This window comes from Streptomyces sp. NPDC048389 (assembly GCF_040706335.1).
In the GTDB taxonomy this organism is placed as follows: Bacteria; Actinomycetota; Actinomycetes; order Streptomycetales; family Streptomycetaceae; genus Streptomyces.
The window spans coordinates 41875-59790 of sequence record NZ_JBEZKP010000023.1 but is presented as its reverse complement, the minus strand read 5'-3'; the positions used below and the strand labels follow the sequence as shown (position 1 = coordinate 59790).

Annotated in this window: 17 protein-coding genes; 10 read left to right on the top strand and 7 right to left on the bottom strand. The window is 72.5% G+C overall.

Annotated features, from left to right (window positions below):
- Nucleotides 1-33: 33 nt before the first annotated feature.
- The 5 genes from AB0903_RS18020 to AB0903_RS18000 form a co-directional block, all read right to left on the bottom strand.
- The gene (locus AB0903_RS18020; protein WP_366703822.1) at nucleotides 34-693 is read right to left on the bottom strand and encodes a response regulator transcription factor; all 660 of its coding nucleotides are present in this window, start codon (nucleotides 691-693) and stop codon (nucleotides 34-36) included.
- Complete coding sequence (locus tag AB0903_RS18015; RefSeq protein ID WP_366703820.1) at nucleotides 690-2135, bottom strand: ATP-binding protein; 1446 nt, start codon at nucleotides 2133-2135, stop codon at nucleotides 690-692. The genes AB0903_RS18020 and AB0903_RS18015 overlap by 4 nt, the downstream gene beginning before the upstream one ends.
- Nucleotides 2104-2397, bottom strand: coding sequence for a small hydrophilic protein (locus AB0903_RS18010; protein ID WP_366703818.1), 294 nt, complete (start codon nucleotides 2395-2397; stop codon nucleotides 2104-2106). The genes AB0903_RS18015 and AB0903_RS18010 overlap by 32 nt, the downstream gene beginning before the upstream one ends.
- A 140-nt stretch (nucleotides 2398-2537) precedes the next feature.
- The gene (locus AB0903_RS18005; RefSeq protein ID WP_065488891.1) at nucleotides 2538-2819 is read right to left on the bottom strand and encodes an Lrp/AsnC ligand binding domain-containing protein; all 282 of its coding nucleotides are present in this window, start codon (nucleotides 2817-2819) and stop codon (nucleotides 2538-2540) included.
- A complete protein-coding gene (locus tag AB0903_RS18000; RefSeq protein WP_366703816.1) occupies nucleotides 2816-3547 on the bottom strand; it encodes a rhomboid family intramembrane serine protease in 732 nt (243 codons plus the stop codon). The genes AB0903_RS18005 and AB0903_RS18000 overlap by 4 nt, the downstream gene beginning before the upstream one ends.
- 148 nt (nucleotides 3548-3695) lie before the next feature.
- Here AB0903_RS18000 and AB0903_RS17995 point away from each other — a divergent pair, with 148 nt between their 5' ends.
- The 5 genes from AB0903_RS17995 to AB0903_RS17975 all read left to right on the top strand — a co-directional run bounded on the left by AB0903_RS17995 (nucleotide 3696) and on the right by AB0903_RS17975 (nucleotide 9478).
- Nucleotides 3696-3938: a hypothetical protein gene (locus AB0903_RS17995; protein WP_366703814.1), complete on the top strand. Its 243-nt coding sequence runs from the start codon at nucleotides 3696-3698 to the stop codon at nucleotides 3936-3938.
- Between the two features lie 38 nt (nucleotides 3939-3976).
- Nucleotides 3977-5341, top strand: a complete 1365-nt coding sequence (locus AB0903_RS17990) for an NYN domain-containing protein (protein ID WP_366703812.1) — start codon at nucleotides 3977-3979, stop codon at nucleotides 5339-5341.
- Between the two features lie 333 nt (nucleotides 5342-5674).
- Entirely contained in the window at nucleotides 5675-6700 is a 1026-nt protein-coding gene (locus AB0903_RS17985) for an NlpC/P60 family protein (protein ID WP_366703810.1), read from the top strand.
- A gap of 236 nt (nucleotides 6701-6936) precedes the next feature.
- Nucleotides 6937-7971, top strand: coding sequence for an NlpC/P60 family protein (locus AB0903_RS17980; protein ID WP_366703808.1), 1035 nt, complete (start codon nucleotides 6937-6939; stop codon nucleotides 7969-7971).
- 286 nt (nucleotides 7972-8257) lie between these two features.
- Complete coding sequence (locus AB0903_RS17975) at nucleotides 8258-9478, top strand: hypothetical protein (RefSeq protein ID WP_366703806.1); 1221 nt, start codon at nucleotides 8258-8260, stop codon at nucleotides 9476-9478.
- Here AB0903_RS17975 and AB0903_RS17970 read toward each other — a convergent pair.
- Nucleotides 9441-10748, bottom strand: coding sequence for a glycosyltransferase family 87 protein (locus tag AB0903_RS17970; protein ID WP_366703804.1), 1308 nt, complete (start codon nucleotides 10746-10748; stop codon nucleotides 9441-9443). The two genes, AB0903_RS17975 and AB0903_RS17970, sit on opposite strands and share 38 nt — an antisense overlap.
- 143 nt (nucleotides 10749-10891) lie before the next feature.
- Between AB0903_RS17970 and AB0903_RS17965 the strand changes: the two genes are divergently transcribed.
- The gene (locus AB0903_RS17965; protein WP_366703802.1) at nucleotides 10892-12034 is read left to right on the top strand and encodes a glycosyltransferase family 4 protein; all 1143 of its coding nucleotides are present in this window, start codon (nucleotides 10892-10894) and stop codon (nucleotides 12032-12034) included.
- 579 nt (nucleotides 12035-12613) lie between these two features.
- On the opposite strand, the gene AB0903_RS17960 is transcribed toward AB0903_RS17965, so the two are convergent.
- A complete protein-coding gene (locus tag AB0903_RS17960; protein ID WP_366703800.1) occupies nucleotides 12614-14410 on the bottom strand; it encodes an AMP-dependent synthetase/ligase in 1797 nt (598 codons plus the stop codon).
- Nucleotides 14411-14699: 289 nt separating this feature from the next.
- On the opposite strand from AB0903_RS17960, the gene AB0903_RS17955 reads away from it, so the two are divergent.
- The 4 genes from AB0903_RS17955 to AB0903_RS17940 all read left to right on the top strand — a co-directional run bounded on the left by AB0903_RS17955 (nucleotide 14700) and on the right by AB0903_RS17940 (nucleotide 17863).
- Entirely contained in the window at nucleotides 14700-15467 is a 768-nt protein-coding gene (locus AB0903_RS17955) for a metallophosphoesterase (protein ID WP_366703888.1), read from the top strand.
- A 177-nt stretch (nucleotides 15468-15644) separates the two neighbouring features.
- Nucleotides 15645-16094 carry an SRPBCC family protein gene (locus AB0903_RS17950; protein WP_366703798.1) on the top strand — a complete coding sequence of 150 codons (450 nt, stop codon included), beginning with the start codon at nucleotides 15645-15647 and terminating at the stop codon, nucleotides 16092-16094.
- Entirely contained in the window at nucleotides 16094-17350 is a 1257-nt protein-coding gene (locus AB0903_RS17945) for an ArsA-related P-loop ATPase (protein WP_366703796.1), read from the top strand. The genes AB0903_RS17950 and AB0903_RS17945 overlap by 1 nt, the downstream gene beginning before the upstream one ends.
- Nucleotides 17351-17419: 69 nt before the next feature.
- The gene (locus AB0903_RS17940) at nucleotides 17420-17863 is read left to right on the top strand and encodes a DUF5304 domain-containing protein (RefSeq protein ID WP_366703794.1); all 444 of its coding nucleotides are present in this window, start codon (nucleotides 17420-17422) and stop codon (nucleotides 17861-17863) included.
- Nucleotides 17864-17916 lie beyond the last annotated feature (53 nt).

The following is a 17916-nucleotide window of genomic DNA, read 5'->3' as shown; positions in this document are numbered from 1 at the left end:
AAGGTTCATCCGTGATCATGCTCTTTGCGCCTTCTACGGCATTCGGTAGCCCATGCCCCGTACGGTCTCCAGTCGCCCGGCGCCCAGCTTCTTGCGCAGCGCCCGCACGTAGACGTCCACGATGTTGGAGCCGGGGTCGAAGTCGTAGCCCCAGACGTGGGAGAGGATCTGCTCCCGGGACAGCACCTGGCCGGGATGGCGCAGGAACAGCTCCAGCAGCACGAACTCACGTGCCGTCAGGTCCACGGTCCGTTCGGCCGCCCGCGCCCGCCGGGTCCGCAGATCCAGGCTGAGGTCACCGCTGCGCAGCACGGTGACCTCCGGGGCGCGGGCCGCGGTGCGCAACCGCAGCCGTACCCGGGCCAGCAGCTCCTCGAACCGGAACGGCTTGGTCATCCAGTCGTCGGCGCCGCCCTCGAGCCCGGCCACCGTGTCCCGCACCGAGTCGCGGGCGGTCAGCACGACGACGGGCAGCGTCATTCGGGCCTCGCGCAGCTCCCGCAGCACGGTGAATCCGTCCCTGCCGGGCAGGCCGATGTCCAGCAGCATCAGGTCGAAGCCGCCGGTGACGGCGTAGTCCAGGGCGGTGTCGCCGTCGGCGGCGACGGTGGTGGTGAAGCCGTTGGAACGCAGGCCCTTCTCGACGAAGGACGCGATCCGCTCCTCGTCCTCGGCGATCAGAATCCGGTTCATCGAGCTTCCTCCATGACGAGTACGAATGTCGCTCCGCCACCGTCGGTGCGGCGCAGTTCGACGCGGCCGCCGCGGTGCCCCTCCGCGATGGCCCGGACGATGGACAGGCCGAGCCCCGCGCCGCTGGTGCGGGCGCCCCTGCGGGCGGTGCCGCGCCGGAAACGCTCGAAGATCACCTCGGCGTCCTGTTCCTGGACGCCCGGGCCGCTGTCGGCGACGTACAGCTCGATACGGCCGTCGAGGTCGCGTGAGCCGATCCGTATCCGGGCTCCGGGGACGGTGTGCTGGACGGCGTTCTGCGCCAGCTGCACCATCGCCTGGGTGATGCGCTGCGGGTCGAGCACGGCCTCGCGGTCGGCGACCTGGTCCAGGACCCAGTCCCGTTCGCCCAGTGCCCGCGCCTTCACGAACACGTCGGCGGTCAGCTCGCCCGGCTGCACCGGCTCCGGGCGGACGAAGTCGGGCCGCTCCGCCTTGGCGAGCAGCAGCAGGTCCTCGACGATCCGGCTCATCCGGTCGAGTTCGTCGGTGACCAGCCGGATCGTCTCGCGCTGCTCTGCCGGGTCGTCGCCCATGACCTCCAGATGGCCGCGGACGATGGTGATGGGGGTACGCAGCTCGTGCCCGGCGTCGTCGACGAACTGGCGCTGGCCGGCGAAGGCCCGCTCGAGCCGGTCGAGCATGGCGTTGAAGGTCTCGGCGAGCGCGGCGATGTCGTCCCGGCCCTGGACGGGGATGCGCTGGGTCAGGTCCTGCTCGGTCAGCTGCTCGGCGGTCGCCCGCACCAGGCGTACGGGCGCCAGGATGCGGCCGGCGACCGCCCAGCCGACGCCGGTCGTGAGCAGCAGCGCCACCCCGGAGATGACGAGCAGGGTGCGGAAGGCGTTGTCCGCGACGGACCGCTCGCGGTCGGCGTGGAACGCGACGACGAAGGCCGCCGGGTATCCGTCACCGGCGGCGTCGATCGGCACCTTCGCCCAGCGCACCTCGCCCGCCGGCCGGTGCAGCACACCGGAGGCGGCCTCGGAGTCGAGGATGGCGGAGAGGGAGGTCCGGTCCGGGTGGAGCGCGACGGAGGCGCGGATCTCGCGCGACTGCCGTATGACGTGGAGGTCACGCCCGGCCGGGCGGGTCAGCCCGAGCAGCTCCTCGTCGGGGTCGGAGTACTGGCGTTGCAGGAAGACGCGCAGCAGCTTCTCCGGGTCGGTGAAGGTGCGGCCGGTGTCGGGGTCGACGCCCTGGGGGACGAAGTTCCCGAACTCCTGGGTCTCCTGGGTGAGCAGCTGGTTGATCCGGTGGTCGATGTCGCGCAGCAGCAGCGACCGGGTGGTTGTGGCGACGGCCGCGAGGGCCACCGACATCATCAGCAGCAGCCAGAGCAGGATGCGGACCCGGGCGGAGATCCGGCGGTCAGTTCTCTTCACCGATGTCGTCGTCGTCATCGTCGTCGGTGGCCGGGGGGCCGGGCACGACCGCGTCCGTGGTCGGGGCGGGTGTCGCAGGTGTACCGGCCGGGGTGGGCGGCGGGCTGCCGGAGGGGCCGTCCGCCGGCGGCGAGGCCGGCCGCGGGGTGCCGTCGAGCTCGACGGCGGGCGGCACCCGGGGCGTCTCGGGGGCGTCGGTCAGGGCGTAGCTGGTGGCCGCGATGCCGAGGGGGATGGCGACGACGGCGGCGAGCGTCACCATGCGTTGGGTGAAAGCCATGCCCGTCATCCTCGGGCCCGGGGAGGAAGCGCGGATGAGGCGGGGATGAGGGTTTCTTCATCTTCCAGCCTCTGCCCCCGGCACCCCTTCAAACGTGTGTGCGGCGCGCAGTCTGCGGCCGTCGGGCGGGGAGCCCCGGGTTACGCGTCGAGGCCGATGGCGAACGCGGCTTCGAGGTCGTGCTGGGAGTAGGTGCGGAACGCGACATGGGTGTCGGTGCCCTCGACGCCCGGGATCTTGCTGATCCGCCCCGGGATCACGTCCGCCAGGTCGTCGTGCCGGGCCACCCGCACCATCGCGATCAGGTCGTAGGTGCCGGTGACCGAGAAGACCTCGCTGACACTGTCCAGCGCCGCGATCGACTCGGCGATCTCGGGGATACGGTCCACGCTGGTCTTGATGAGCACGATCGCGGTGATCATGGCTGGCTCTCTCCCTCGGTCGCTGAAGATGCGCTCACTCTAGTCCCACGTCCGTAGCGGCCCCACGCGTAGACGAAGCCCACTCCGAACCCCACCAGGTGCGCAAGGTAGGCGACGCCCGGCCCGCTCCCGGCCCCCCTGGCCGCCAGCCACTGGAGCACGAACCAGAAGATCAGCACCGCCCAGGCGGGGAACCGCAGCGGCAGGAAGAAGAGGAAGGGGAAGAGGCTGGTGACGCGGGCCCTGGGGAAGAGGAAGAGAAACGCCCCGAGTACGGCGGAGATCGCCCCGGACGCCCCCACCAGGGTCTGCGCGGAGTCGGCGTTGACCGCCGCGTAGACGAGCAGCGCGAGACAGCCGGCCCCGGTGTAGAACAGCGCGAAATGGACCTGCCCCATCCGTTCCTCGGCCATCGCGCCGAAGACGAAGAGGAAGAGCATGTTCCCCAGCAGGTGCAGCCAACTGCCGTGCACGAAGAGCGCCGTGAGCGGGGTGAGCAGGGCTTCGGTGGAGCCCGCCATCAGCTCCGCGGGGATCACTCCCCAGCGTTCGAAGTACGCCGCCTGGGCCGCGAGCACCCGGTCGCCGGTGCCGTACGAAAGGTTCAGACCCGAGACCGGGCTGATGGCGAAGATCGCGCAGCACACCGCGATCAGGCCGTACGTCACCGCCGGTCCCGTCGCCGCGTTCTTCACCGCATCCCTGGCCGTGCCCCACCGACTGATCATGGACATAGCATGGCTTAGCGGGACTGAGCGGTACAGAGTGCCTCGCCGCGACATCGGGCAGGCGTGAGGCCGTAGGGTTACAGGCAGTACATCCGCAGTTCGACGGCGCACCGCGGTACCCGACGGCATGAGACAAGAGGACGGCACGATGACGACGGTTCCCTCGCCGACCGCTGACACCAGGTGGCGCTGCACGCTCTGCGGCAATCTGACCCGCTTCGACGTCACACGCTCCTCCAAGGTCGTCGAGTACGTCCATCTGGACCTGGCGGGCGAGCCGAGCGTGGAGGAGCGCGAGGTGGTCAGTGAGACCATCGAGTCCGTCCGCTGCCGGTGGTGCAACGCGGTGGACCGGATCGAGCTGGTGGACAGGCCGGGCGCCGGTTCCTGAACGGAGCGGCCCGCACGGGTGGTAGGGGTGAACGGATCGTGGAGCAGCCTGACAACGGCGCCGAGCCGGCCGGTGCGGCCGGTGACGCCGCCGAGGCGCTCGACCGCCCGCTGCCCGAAGGTGTACGGCGACGGGTCGTCGCCCTCGTCTCCGACGCGTTCGGCGGCCTGACGGTCGCCGAACTCCCCGCCCAGCTCCGCCAGTACGCCCGGTTCACCCCGACCCGGCGCGCCAAGTTCGCGGGGAACGCGATGGCCGCCGCCCTGGACGGCGACGCCCTCTTCCGCCAGCGCATCGGCGAACGGCTCGGCAAGGCGCAGCCCGAGCTGGCCAAGGCCCTGGAGTCCGGATCGCCGCCCGCCGCCGCGGACCCCGTGGACGTCGCGGCGGCCGCCTATGTGCTGCGCCCTCCGGGCTGGGTCAAGATGGTCGCCGCCGCGGGCGAGGAGGTCCAGCGGGCCGACGCGGAGCGGGCCGACGAGGCCGGCCGGCGCGAGCTGGACCGGCTCCGGGAGGAACTGGCCGAGGCGCGCGGCCAGATCAGGTCGGAGACCGAGCGGCTGCGGGCCGAGCTGGACGGCGCCCGCAGGGAGAGCGAGGCGCTCCACCGCAAGCTGCGCAGCGCCCAGGCCGACGTGAAGCGCGGCGAGGCGGCCCTGCGCCGCAAGGAAGAGGAGCTCGACGGCGTCCGCGCGCAGGCCGCGGCCCGGGTCTCGGCCGCGGAGAGCGAGTCGCGGCGGCTCAAGGCGCGGCTGGCGGAGGCGGAGGCGGCGGTGGAGGCGGGCCGTCGGGCCGCCCGTGAGGGCCGTTCCGTCGAGGACATGCGGCTGCGCCTCCTCCTGGACACGGTGCTCGACGCGGCCCAGGGGCTGCGCCGTGAACTCGCGCTGCCGCCCGCGGGCGTGCATCCGGCCGACACGGTGGACGCCGTGGAGCCGGGGCGCATGTCGCCGAAGGACATCGCGGCGCGGGCGCTGTCCGAGACGGACCCGGCGCTGCTCGACCAGTTGCTGGCGCTGCCGCAGGCGCATCTGGTCGTCGACGGCTACAACGTCACCAAGACCGGCTATCCGACGATGCCGCTGGAGAAGCAGCGGCTGCGACTGCTGGGCGGCCTCTCCATGCTCGCCGCCCGCACGGGAGCCGAGGTCACCTGTGTGTTCGACGGGGCGGAACTGGCCGCGCCGGTGCTGCTGGCGCCGCCGCGCGGCGTGCGCGTGCTCTTCTCCAAGCCGGGCGTGACCGCGGACGAACTGATCCGTCAGCTGGTACGGGCCGAGCCGCCCGGACGGCCCGTGGTGGTGGTCTCCACCGACCGGGAGGTCGCCGACGGTGTCGCGAAGGCGGGTGCCCGGCCGGTCGCGTCCGCTTTGCTGTTGAAGCGGCTTTCGCGCGCCTCGTGACCCTGTCGCAACTCCCACGGCTTATGCCCGATTTGGTGTCACCCGGGGTGGGACGTTGCGTCAAGTGTCCATCACTGCGCGTGTGGTGAGAGTAAAGAATGGTGTTCGCGGGTAAGAATTTCCCATGGGGATTTGAAGTGATCACGGGAAGGTCACTAGTGTCAGGCTTCGAACCTTCGCGCGGTTGATCGCCCATCCGGGGCGACAGCGAAGGAACCGCCGAGTTCGTACAGTTCGACCCTATTTCCCCCGGGGACCCGACGTGCGGACGCCGGGGACCGACCATCCCCCCACTGCCCGGTAGGCGGCTCGAGGAAGAAGGAGCTCGCCTTCGTGGCGTCCCACCGTCGTCCCAAGCAGCCGAGCCGCACCCGCGTGACCGTGCTCACCGCGACCGCCGCCGCAGCCGTCGCCCTGACCTCCCAGACCGCCCAGGCCGACCCGAAGCCGAGCAAGAGCGAGGTCAAGGAGAAGGTCGACAAGCTCTACGAAGAGGCGGAGAAGGCCACCGAGAAGTACAACGGGGCCAAGGAGCAGCAGGAGAAGCTCGACGACCAGATCGACGCGCTTCAGGACAAGGTCGCCCGCGGACAGGACGAGCTCAACACCCTGCGGGACAGCCTCGGTTCGGTCGCCAGCGCGCAGTACCGCACGGGAGGCATAGACCCCTCCGTCCAGCTCTTCCTCTCCGGCGACCCGGACACCTACCTCGACAAGGCGTCCGCGCTGGACCAGCTCGGCGCCAAGCAGACCGAGGCCATCCAGGAGATCCAGGCCAAGCAGCGCACCCTCGCGCAGCAGCGTCAGGAGGCCCAGAGCAAGCTCGGCGACCTCGCGGAGACGCGCAAGACGCTCGGCGAGAAGAAGAAGGAGGTCCAGGGCAAGCTCGCGGAGGCGCGGCAGCTCCTGAACTCCCTCACCGCCGCGGAGCGCGCCGCGCTTGCCGCCGACGAGAGCCGCGCCAACCGCGCCAGCGCGCGGGTGGACCTCGGCCCGGCCGTGCCCGCCTCGCAGCGCGCGTCTGCCGCGTTCGCCGCCGCGCAGTCGCAGATCGGCAAGCCGTACGTCTTCGGCGCCTCCGGCCCGAACTCCTACGACTGCTCCGGCCTCACCTCCTGGGCGTTCGCCCAGGCCGGCGTCTCCATACCGCGCACCTCGCAGGCGCAGGCCAACGCCGGCACCCGCATCTACTCGCAGAGCCAGCTCAAGCAGGGCGACCTGGTCATCTTCTACGGCGACCTGCACCACGTCGGCTTCTACGCCGGCAACGGCCAGGTGCTGCACGCCCCGCGCAGCGGCACCGTCGTGCGCTACGAGTCGATCAACAACATGCCCTTCCAGTTCGGCGTGCGCATCTGACGCACGGCCGATCCGGAAGGCCGGGCGGATCGTTCGACGGGATCCCACACCCGCCCGAACGGGGGAATTCGCCCTTTCCATACTGACGCGACGCCCCGCCGGTGACCTGTGATCTCCGGCGGGGCGTCAGTTTGTATGCCCGGTGGGGTCTTTGGCCGCCGGGTGTTCCCCCGGCTACTCTCTGCCGCGCACCGAACCCCGGTTCCCCGGAAGTCCTGCGGAAGGGAGCGCGGCACGTGGTTTCCCACCGCCGAGCCTCACAGCCCGGCCTCACCCGAAGCGCCCGCGGCACCGTACTGTCCGCCGCGGCGGCGACGGCGGCCGCGGCCCTCGCAGCCGGTGCCGCACCGGCCGGCGCCGAGCCCGGGGCCGGGGCGGAGGCGACCCGCGCCAAGGTCGACCGGCTCTACGAGGAGGCCGAGCGCGCCACGGAGCGGTTCAACGAGGCCGGTGAGCGTGTCGAGCACCTCAGGGACAAGGTGGCGCACGCGCAGGACAGGGTGGCCCGCAGCCAGGAACGCATCAACCGGATGCGCGAAGCGCTCGGGTCGGTGGCCGGCGCCCAGTACCGCTCCGGCGGTGTGGACCCGGCGCTCGCCCTGCTGCTCTCCCAGGACCCCGACGGCTACCTCGAGGCCGCGGCCACGCTGGACCGCATCAGCGAACGCCACTCCGCCACGCTGCAGGATTTCCACCGCGAGCAGCGGGACCTCGGCCAGGAACGTGCGGAGGCCACGCGCGACCTCGCGGAACTCGAACGCAGCCGGAACGCGGTGGCCGACCACAAGCGCACCGTCGAGCGCAAGCTCGGCGAGGCCCGCCGGCTGCTGAACACCCTGCCGGCCGGGGAACGCGACCCGCACGACCGCCCCTCGCGTTCCGGCCGCGACGCCCTCCCCGACCTGTCCGGCCTCGCGGCCGGCTCCCCGCACGCGGCGGCCGCGACGATGGCGGCGCGCGGCGCCGTCGGTCGCCCCTACGTCTGGGGCGCCAACGGTCCCTCCGGCTTCGACTGCTCCGGCCTCGTCCAGTGGTCCTACGCGCAGGCGGGCGTCGGTCTCCCGCGCACGTCCCAGGCCCAGGCGAACGCGGGCCGCCGTGTGCCGCTGTCGCAGGCCCGGCCGGGGGACATCGTGACGTACCGCAGTGATGCGAGCCATGTCGGCATGTACGTGGGCAACGGGCAGGTCGTCCACGCGCCGTATCCGGGCGCGTCCGTCCGGTACGACCCGGTCGGGATGATGCCGGTGCACGCGGTGACGCGGGTGTAGGGGGCGAGGCGGGTGCGGGGCCCGCGGCGGGCGTGTTCCCCCGCCTGTCCCTTCTCCGCCCGGACCCGGTACGGCGCTTCGCGCGGTGGCCTCAATCTCCCCCCTGCGGCCTGGTGGCCGTGGGAGGTGCCCCCGGGCCGGGCTGGATTTCCCTCCGCGACGTCAGCCTCGGCGGCGATCGAGGCGCGGAGGCCCGGGGCAGAGCCCCCGGTTCGGGAAGGGGCGGGCAGGGGAACAGGCTCCGCGCAGCGGTCCGCGTACCCGGCCGGTTACGTACCATCGCAGGATGGCAGGCCACCCGCACAAGCAGCACGCCACGCCCGCAGCCGCCGCTGCCGCGCTCCTGCTGCTCGCGGGCTGTGCCGCCGCCGACCCGCCCGTCGACCCCGCCGTCGAGGAGATCCGGCAGACGCTGGACGCCCGCGCCGCCGCCCTGCTCGAGCACGACCGCGCCGCCTATCTCGCGGCGCTGGAGCCCGGTGCCGACGGCCTTCGGGCAGCGCAGGGCGAGGAGTTCGACAACCTCGCCGAGGTGCCGCTGCGTTCCTGGGAGTACCGGATCAAGGGCGTGCGCCACCAGGGGGCGACAGCCGTCGCGGACGCCGAGGTGCACTACCGCATCGCGGGCTACGACGCCGCCCCCGTGACCGCCTCGCGCACGCTGGAGCTGGCCGAGCGCGACGGCCGCTGGTTCGTGACCGCCGACCGGGCGAGCGCCGGCACTCCGCAGCAGCTGTGGCAGCAGGGCGACGTGGACGTCGTACGAGGCAGCCGCAGCATCGTCCTCGGCGTCGGCCAGGACGAGCAGCGGCTGCGTGAGCTCGTGGCGGTCGCCGACCGCGCCGTGCCCGCCGTGTCGGACGCCTGGCCGTCCGAGTGGGCGGGCCGGGTGGTCGTGCTCGTACCGGACTCGACGGAGGGGATGGGCAGGCTGCTGGGCGCCCCCGGCGCCGGTTACCGGGGCATAGCCGCCGTGACCACCGGTGAGACCGGTCGCAGGGCCGCGGCGCCGGCCGACCGGGTCGTCGTGAACCCGGAGGCGTACGGGCTGCTCGGCGACTTCGGGCAGGCCGTGGTGCTCACCCACGAGACCACCCATGTGGCGACCCGCGCGCACACCACCGCCGCGACCCCGATGTGGCTGTCGGAGGGCTTCGCGGACTGGGTCGCCTACCGCGGCACCGGCCGTACCGCCGCGGAGGCCGCCCCGGCGATGCAGGAGGCGGTCCGGACGGGGGACGTCCCGGCGGGACTGCCCGGTGACCGGGACTTCGCCTTCGGCGGGGACCAGGACACGATCGCGCGGGCCTACGAGAGCGGCAGGCTGGCCTGCGAGCTGATCGCGGAGCGCTGGGGCGAGGAGAAGCTCACGGCGTTCTACCGGACCGTCGGCGAGGGGCGGCACCGGGACGGCGCGGTGGAGCGCGCGCTGAGTGAGGAACTGGGCGTCACGTCCGCCGGGTTCACCGTCATGTGGCGGGAATATCTGACCGCGGTTCTGGGCTGAGAGCTGTCGCCGCCGGGGCGTCGCCACCCGGTCCGTCCGCCGGGGTCTTTGCCGCCGTGGTGCTGTCGGCCGGGGTCTTTGCCGCCCCGGGCCTGGGCGCCGCTGTGACCGTCTGCCGCCACAGTTTCCGGCAGGCGTCGACCGCCGCGGCCACCAGCAGTCCGTTGCGCACCACGAGCAGCGCGATGCCCGGCAGGTCGCTCGCCACGACGTGCGAGAACCACACCGGGAACTCGAGGAACGTCACAGCGGTCGCCGCCAGGACCAGCAGGGCGGGCCGGAGCATCCGGCTCGACCGGTGCACCAGGCACACGGCGGCCAGGCCGACCAGCCACACCATGTACTGGGGACTGATCACCCGGCTCGTGGTGGTGAACAGCAGCACGGCGGCGAAGGCCGCGTCGCAGGGCGTGGCGGCCGTGAACTCCCGCGCCCGTACCCGCCACACCGCCAACCAGCCGAGCGCGGCGACGGACAGGGCCAGGGCCAGAGCGCTGACCAGCGGGACGTACGGGCCGAGAAACTCGACGGAGCCGTAGTTGAGCAGCACCTGGCCCTGCCACCCGAAGTGGCGCCAGACATGGAAGACGAGCGCGCCGAGCGACTCGATCTCGGTGCCCCGGTCACGCTGGAAGGCGAGGAAGGCCAGGGCGCCCGGCACCGCGGCGGCCGTCACCAGAGCCGCCGACACCGTGACCGCCGCGGCCGACCAGGAACGGCGGGTCGCCCTGCCGCCGGGCGTGCCGAGGAGCACCAGCAGCGGCCACACCTTCAGCAGCGCGCCCACCCCGGCGAGCGCGCCCATCACCCGGGGCCGGTGCACCCCCGCGAGGAGGGCGCCGACGGCCACGGCCGTCACCATCAGGTCGTACCGGGCGTACACGGTGGGGCCGAGCAGCGGCACGCCCGCCACCCACACCCAGGCGCCGCGCCGTGCGGCGCGGCTGCGGTCCGTACGCAGCAGCATCACCAGGACCAGCAGGTCGCACAGGAGCACGAGCAGGAAGAACGCCGAGGTGTAGCCGAGGCCCGGCAGCAGACCGGGGGCGAGGATCGCGAGCGCGGCGCCCGGTGGGTACTGCCAGGTGACGTCGTCCAGCGGATAGGTGCCGGTCCGCAGGATCTCGTGCCAGCCCTGGTAGATCACCGAGACATCGGTCGTGACGTCGGGTCCGGGGAGGGTGAAGAACCCCAGGACGAAGAGCAGCAGTACCGCCCTTGTCACGACCCACACCGCGACGGGATGCCGGGCGACGCTCGCCACCGTCATACAGTTGTGCCCCTTTCGTACCGGAACGGGCATCCTCATGATGCCGGGCGGTCCGGTGCCCGGAGGTGAGGCGTGGCCGTGCCGGAGCCGGGGCGCGGGCCGTTCGGTACGGAGGCCGACGGCGTTCGGTACTGTCGGCGGCGATGCACAAGACCTTGATCGTGACCAACGACTTCCCGCCCAGACCCGGCGGCATCCAGGCGTTCCTGCACAACATGGCGCTACGGCTGGACCCCGGGCAGCTCGTCGTCTACGCGTCCACGTGGAAGCGGAACCGCGAAGGGGTCGAGGCGACCGCGGAGTTCGACGCCGAGCAGCCCTTCACCGTCGTCCGGGACCGTACGACGATGCTGCTGCCGACCCCGCGCGTCACCCGCAGGGCCGTGCAGCTGCTGCGCGAACACGGCTGCGAGTCCGTCTGGTTCGGGGCGGCCGCCCCGCTCGGACTGATGGCCCCCGCCCTCCGCAAGGCGGGCGCGCGGCGGCTGGTGGCCACCACCCACGGCCACGAGGCCGGGTGGGCCCAGCTGCCCGGGTCCCGGCAGCTGCTGCGCCGGATCGGCGAGGGCACGGACACGATCACCTATCTGGGTGAGTACACGCGATCACGCATCGCAGCGGCGCTCACCCCGGAGGCGGCGGCGCGGATGGTGCAGCTGCCGCCGGGCGTGGACGAGAAGACCTTCCACCCCGCCTCCGGCGGGGACGCGGTCCGCCACCGTCTCGGACTGAGCGACCGCCCGGTCGTGGTGTGCGTGTCCCGACTCGTGCCCCGCAAGGGGCAGGACACGCTGATCCGGGCCATGCCCGCGATCCTTTCGCGGGTGCCGGACGCGGTGCTGCTGATCGTCGGCGGCGGGCCGTACGAGAACGAACTGCGGGGCCTTGCGGCGGAGACCGGGGTCGAAGGGTCGGTGCGCTTCACCGGCGCCGTGCCGTGGTCCGAACTCCCCGCGCATTACGGTGCGGGTGACGTCTTCGCCATGCCGTGCCGTACCCGCCGGGGCGGACTGGACGTCGAGGGCCTCGGCATCGTCTACCTGGAGGCGTCGGCGACCGGACTCCCGGTCGTGGCCGGTGACTCGGGAGGCGCGCCGGACGCCGTGCTCGACGGCGAGACCGGCTGGGTGGTGCGCGGCGGCTCGCCGGAGGAGTCGGCCGACCGGATCGTCACGCTCCTTCAGGATCCGGACCTGCGACGGCGGATGGGCGACCGGGGGCGGGCCTGGGTCGAGGAACGCTGGCGGTGGGACCTGCTGGCGGAACGGCTGGTGGCACTGCTGTAGGGCGCGGTGGACGCGTGGCGCCTGCGGCGGGCGGGCCCCTCCCCGCCCTTCCCGGCGGCGGGCTTCGCCCGGACCCGGTACCCCTCCGGGCGGTGTCTCAGGGCTTGGCCCCGGCCCTTGCTCTGCCGTGCGAGCGGCGCACCGGCCTGACCGGTCGCGGCAGGTCCTGCGGGGTGTGTCGGGGTTGGCCCCGGTCTCGGTGTCCGCTCCGGGGGTGTGTCGGGGTTGGCCCCGGTCCCGGTGTCCGCTCCGGGGGTGTGTCGGGGTTGGCCCCGGTCCCGGTGTCCGCTCCGGGCGTGCGCCGAGCTTGGTCCGGGGGCGTTTGTCGTTCCGTGTCGGGCTTCGGGGCTTCGCCCACGCCCGGTACCGCGCTTCGCGCGGTGGCCTCGAACGCCCGCCGGGCCGGATGTGCCCGGGGACGACTCCAGCCGCATCCAGCCGCACCGGGGAAGCTCCCGTACGGGGAGTCCGGGGCGCCGGGGCGGGGGCGGGGCCCGACGGGAACGGCGAGTTCCAGCCCCGCCGACGTCCGAGGCGCCGGGGCCGGGGCGGAGCCCCACGCACCCCCGCGCACACCGCTCAGGCGCGGTAGATCGCTTCGATCTCTTCCGCGAAGTCCTTCGCCACCACGTTCCGCTTCAGCTTCAGCGACGGCGTGATGTGCCCGGCCTCCTCCGTGAACTGCGACGGCAGGATGCGGAACTTGCGCACCGACTCCGCCTTGGAGACCGCCGAGTTGCCGTCGTCCACCGCCTTCTGGACCTCGGCCTGGAGATCCGCGTCGTCGCGCAGCGAGGCCGCCGTCGAGCCGGCCGGCTTGCCGAGGTCGGCCGCCCAGCGGGCGAGGAACTCCTCGTCGAGGGTGACGAGCGCGGCGACGAACGGGCGGCCGTCACCGACGACCATGCACTCGGCGACCAGGGCGTGTCCGCGGATGCGGTCCTCGATCACCGCGGGGGCGACGTTCTTGCCGCCGGCGGTGACCAGGATCTCCTTCTTGCGGCCCGTGATGGCGAGGTAGCCGTCCTCGTCGAGGGTGCCGATGTCGCCGGTGTGGAACCAGCCGTCGGTCAGCGCCTCCGCCGTCGCGGACTCGTTGTTCCAGTAGCCGGCGAATATGTGCTCGCCGTGCAGCAGCACCTCGCCGTCGTCGGCGATGCGGACCACCGAGCCGGGCAGGGGCTGACCGACCGTGCCGATCTTCTGCCGGTCCCACGGATTGAACGCGGTCGCCGCGCACGACTCGGTCAGGCCGTAGCCCTCGAGGACGGTGAAGCCGATGCCGCGGAAGAAATGGCCGAGCCGTTCGCCGAGCGGCGCGCCGCCGGAGACCGCGTACTCGCCCCGGCCGCCCAGCACCCTGCGGAGCTTGCCGTAGACCAGCTTGTCGAAGACCTTGTGCTTGAGCTTCAGGCCGAGCGACGCGCCCTGCGGGCTGCCGATGGCGCGGCTGTAGGCGATGGCCGTGTTCGCGGCCTTGTCGAAGATCTTGCCCTTGCCGTCGGCCCGGGCCTTGGCCCGCGCCGCGTTGTAGACCTTCTCGAAAACCCGCGGCACACCGAGGATCAGCGTCGGCCGGAAGGAGGCGAGCTCGTCGGTGAGGTTCTTGATGTCCGGTACGCAGCCGAGCTTGATCGGCGCCATCACGGCCGCGATCTCGACCATGCGGCCGAAGACGTGCGCGGCCGGCAGGAAGAGCAGCACCGAGCTCTCGCCCGTACGGAACAGCGGCTTGAGGCGCTCGACGAGGTTGCCGCACTCCGCGAAGAAGGCGCGGTGGGTGAGGACACATCCCTTGGGGCGCCCCGTGGTGCCGGAGGTGTAGACGATCGTCGCCGGGTCGTCGGCCTTGGCGCTCGCGCCGTGCTCGTCGACGGTGGCGTCGGAGATCTCCGCGCCGGCGGCGGTCAGTTCGTCGATCGCCCCCTTCTCGAGCTGCCAGACGTTGCGCAGCGCCGGCAGCGAATCGCGTACGGACTCGACCGCGGCGGCGTGCGTGCCGTTCTCGACGATCACGGCGGCGGCGCCGGAGTCGCCGAGGATCCACTGCACCTGCTCGGCGGAGCTGGTCTCGTAGACCGGCACGGTCACGGCACCGGCGCTCCAGATCGCGAAGTCGAGCTGGACCCACTCGTAGCGGGTGCGGGACATCACGGCGACCCGGTCGCCCGGCCGGATGCCCGACGCGATCAGGCCCTTGGCGGCTGCCCGCACCTCGGCCAGGAACCGGGTGGCGGTGACGTCGGCCCACGCACCCGCGACCTTGCGTCCCATCACCGCCACATCCGGGTGCTGCGCGGCATTGCGGCGGATGAGATCCGTCAGGTTGCCGTCCGTCGGGACCTCGTACAGGGCCGGAAGGCTGAACTCGCGCAAGACTGCTGCTCCTCATCGGGCGCCGGCGCCACGGCTCTGTGTGATGCACCGGCTGCGGTCCAAGATCGGGCAGGTGCTCGGTGGGGGTGAGCACGACTGGACTGCCCGGACGTTACCCACCAGTACTCAGTTCCCGATAGGGGTTCCCGGCCAATGTTCTATGCGTCACACGTTGATGGCTGTACTTCGCGCAGCGTATTCCACTCCCGCCGCAGAGCCCAAGTAACCGCAGGCAGGGCCCCTCTACCCAGCGCGGATGGGGCGCTCTAGGGTGATCGTCATGCGAGGCATGCGAGTCAACGTGGTCAGTGACGTGCACGGGAACGCGAAAGATCTCGCCATCGCCGGCGACGGTGCCGACGCCCTCATCTGTCTCGGTGACCTGGTGCTCTTTCTCGACTACGCCGACCACTCGCGCGGCATCTTCCCCGACCTGTTCGGCACCGGGAACGCCGATCTGCTCGTGGAACTGCGCACCGCCCGGCGTTTCGAGGAGGCGCGGGACCTCGGGCGCCGGCTCTGGGCCGGACTCGACACGGACCGGGACACGGCCATCGAGTCGGCGGTGCGCCGCCAGTACGCCGAGTTGTTCGCGGCCTTCCCCACCCCGACGTACGCCACCTACGGCAATGTCGACATTCCGTCCCTGTGGCACGAGTACGCCCGCCCCGGCACCACCGTCCTCGACGGCGAGCGCATCGAGATCGGCGGCCGGGTCTTCGGTTTCGTCGGCGGCGGACTGCGCACCCCGATGCGCACGCCCTACGAGATCTCCGACGAGGAGTACGCCGCCAAGGTCGAAGCGATCGGCGAGGTCGACGTGCTCTGCTCGCACATCCCACCGGACGTCCCCGAGCTGACGTACGACACCGTGGCCCGCCGCTTCGAGCGCGGCAGCCGTGCCCTGCTGGACGCCGTCCGCCGCACCCGGCCGCGGTACGCGCTCTTCGGCCACGTCCACCAGCCGCTGGTCCGCCGGATGCGGATCGGCGCGACCGAGTGCGTGAACGTCGGGCACTTCGCGGCCGGTGGACGCCCCTTCTCCCTGGCCTGGTGAACTCCCGCCCCACCGGTCCGACGACCTCCCGTCCCATCCGCCTGGTGACCTCCCGTCCCACTGCCCGGTGACGTCCCGGTGTCGCCCCGGGCCACGCGCCGGTCGGTGCTGCGGTCGCGATAGCCTGCACCCCGTACACCAGCCCGGTCCGTACCGCACTGTGAGGGAGCCGCAGCGATGGCGGAACACACCAGCTCGAGCATCACGATCGATGCGGCGCCGGCCGAAGTCATGGGCGTCATCTCCGACTTCGCCCGCTACCCGGAGTGGACCGGCGAGGTGAAGCAGGCGGAGGTGCTCGCCACCGACGCCGAGGGCCGGGCCGAGCAGGTCCGCCTGGTGCTGGACGCCGGTGCCATCAAGGACGACCACACGCTCGCCTACACCTGGCACGGCGCCGACGAGGTCAGCTGGACCCTGGTGAAGTCCCAGATGCTGCGGGCCCTCGACGGCTCGTACCGTCTCGCGCCGACCGGTGGCGGCGACCGTACCGAGGTGACGTACCGGCTCACCGTCGACGTCAAGATCCCGATGCTCGGCATGATCAAGCGCAAGGCCGAGAAGGTCATCATCGACCGTGCGCTGGCCGGCCTGAAGAAGCGTGTCGAGAGCGGCACCGGCGCCTGATGCGCAAGGTCCTCGTCACCGGCCTCGGCGGCGCGGGCCGCACCACCGTCGCCGCTGCCACGGCGCTCGCCTGCGCCCGCAACGGCAGCCGCACACTGTTCCTTTCCGTCGATCCGGGCGACGTGCTCGGCGCACCGGTCACCGCCGGCCACGAGCGACCCGCCCGCGTCGCGGGCGGTCTGTGGGCCGCCCGCATCGACGCCGGTGCGGACTTCCGCGCCGAGTTCCTGGACCTCCAGGAACGAGTCTCCGCGGCCCTCGACCTGCTGGGTGCCGCCCGGCTCGAGGACGCGGAACTGACGCCGCTGCCCGGCAGCGACCAGTTCGCCCTGCTGCGCGCGCTCGCCGTCGCCTCACGCGGCGACTGGGACGTGCTCGTCGTCGACATGCCGCCGCTGCGCGAGACGATCGCGCTGCTCGCGCTGCCGGAGGAGCTGCGCCGCTATCTGCGCCGCCTGCTGCCGCCGGAACGCCAGGCCGCCCGCGCCCTGCGCCCGGTCCTCGCCCAGCTCGCGGGCGTGCCGATGCCGGCGCAGTGGCTGTACGCGACCGCCGGGCGCTGGGACACGGAGCTCGCCGGCGTCCAGTCGGTCGTGGAGTCCTCGGACACCACCCTCCGCATCGTCGCGGAGCCGGGCCCCAGGGCCGCCGCTGCCCTCCTCGAGGCCCGCACGGGGATCGCCCTGCACGGACTGCGCGTCGACCTGCTCGCGGCGAACCGGATGCTGCCCGAGGAGTCCGCCGACCCCTGGATCGCGGCGCTCACCGCACAGCAGGAGAAGTGCCTGCAGGAGTGGCACGGCACCTGGCAGCCGGTCTCCTCCATATGCGAGGTGCCCCACCTCGGCCGCGACCCGCAGGGCCTCGACGACCTCGCCCTCCTCCACACCCGCGCGGTCACCGCGGCCGGCGAGGACCCCGGCGACGGCGGCGGACTCGCCGTCGCACCGGAGCGGGACGGGGCGCAGCCGGCCGGCGGCCCCGGCCGGATCACCGGACCGCCGGCGGCCGGTCACCCGCCGCGGACCGGGGACGCCGTCTACGCGTGGGAGCTGGACCTCCCCGGCGCCGTCAAGGAGACGCTCTCCCTCGTCCGCCGCGGGGATGAACTCCTGATCGCCGCGGGCCCGTTCCGCAGGAACCTGCCGCTGCCCTCGGCGCTGCGCCGTTGCACCGTCGCCGGAGCGGGCCTCGCGGACGGTGTGCTCAAGGTCCGTTTCACGCCCGACCCCGGACTGTGGCCACGGACACCCTGAACGCCCTGCCACCGTTCGGGTAACGTCGAAAGCACACCATCCCCGTCGCGGCACACCCAGGAGTACGTCATGAGCGAAGCGACCGAGCGCCCCGACGCCGACGCCTGGGCCTCCGCCTGCGAGGAGGACCTCCGGGAGGAGCAGGCCCGGCGCCGCGCACAGTACGGCCCGCCGCCCGGCTCTGCCGCGGAGGAACTGCGTAAACTCTTCGACGTCGTCGCGGAGAAGGTCACCACCTTCCAGTCGTCCCTGCCGGGCATGGCGGCGCAGAGCGCCGTCCAGCAGTTCGTCGGCCAGGCGAAGGCCGCCGTCGAGCCGGTGATCGAACGGAATCCGCAGGTCTTCGACCATCTCGCCGCTGCCGGCAGCGAACTGCTCGCCGCCTACCGGTCCGCCGTCGAGGGCCAGGAGCGCCGCTGGACCCGCGGGACCGACCCTGCAGAGGACTCTCGGAAGAGTGGCGATCCGCGCGACGAAGGCCCCGAAGGCAGCGAGCACATCGACCTGGACTGACCGGGCCGTGCCCGGCCTCGGGTACGGTTGGCTCCAGCGGGGCTCGACCGAAT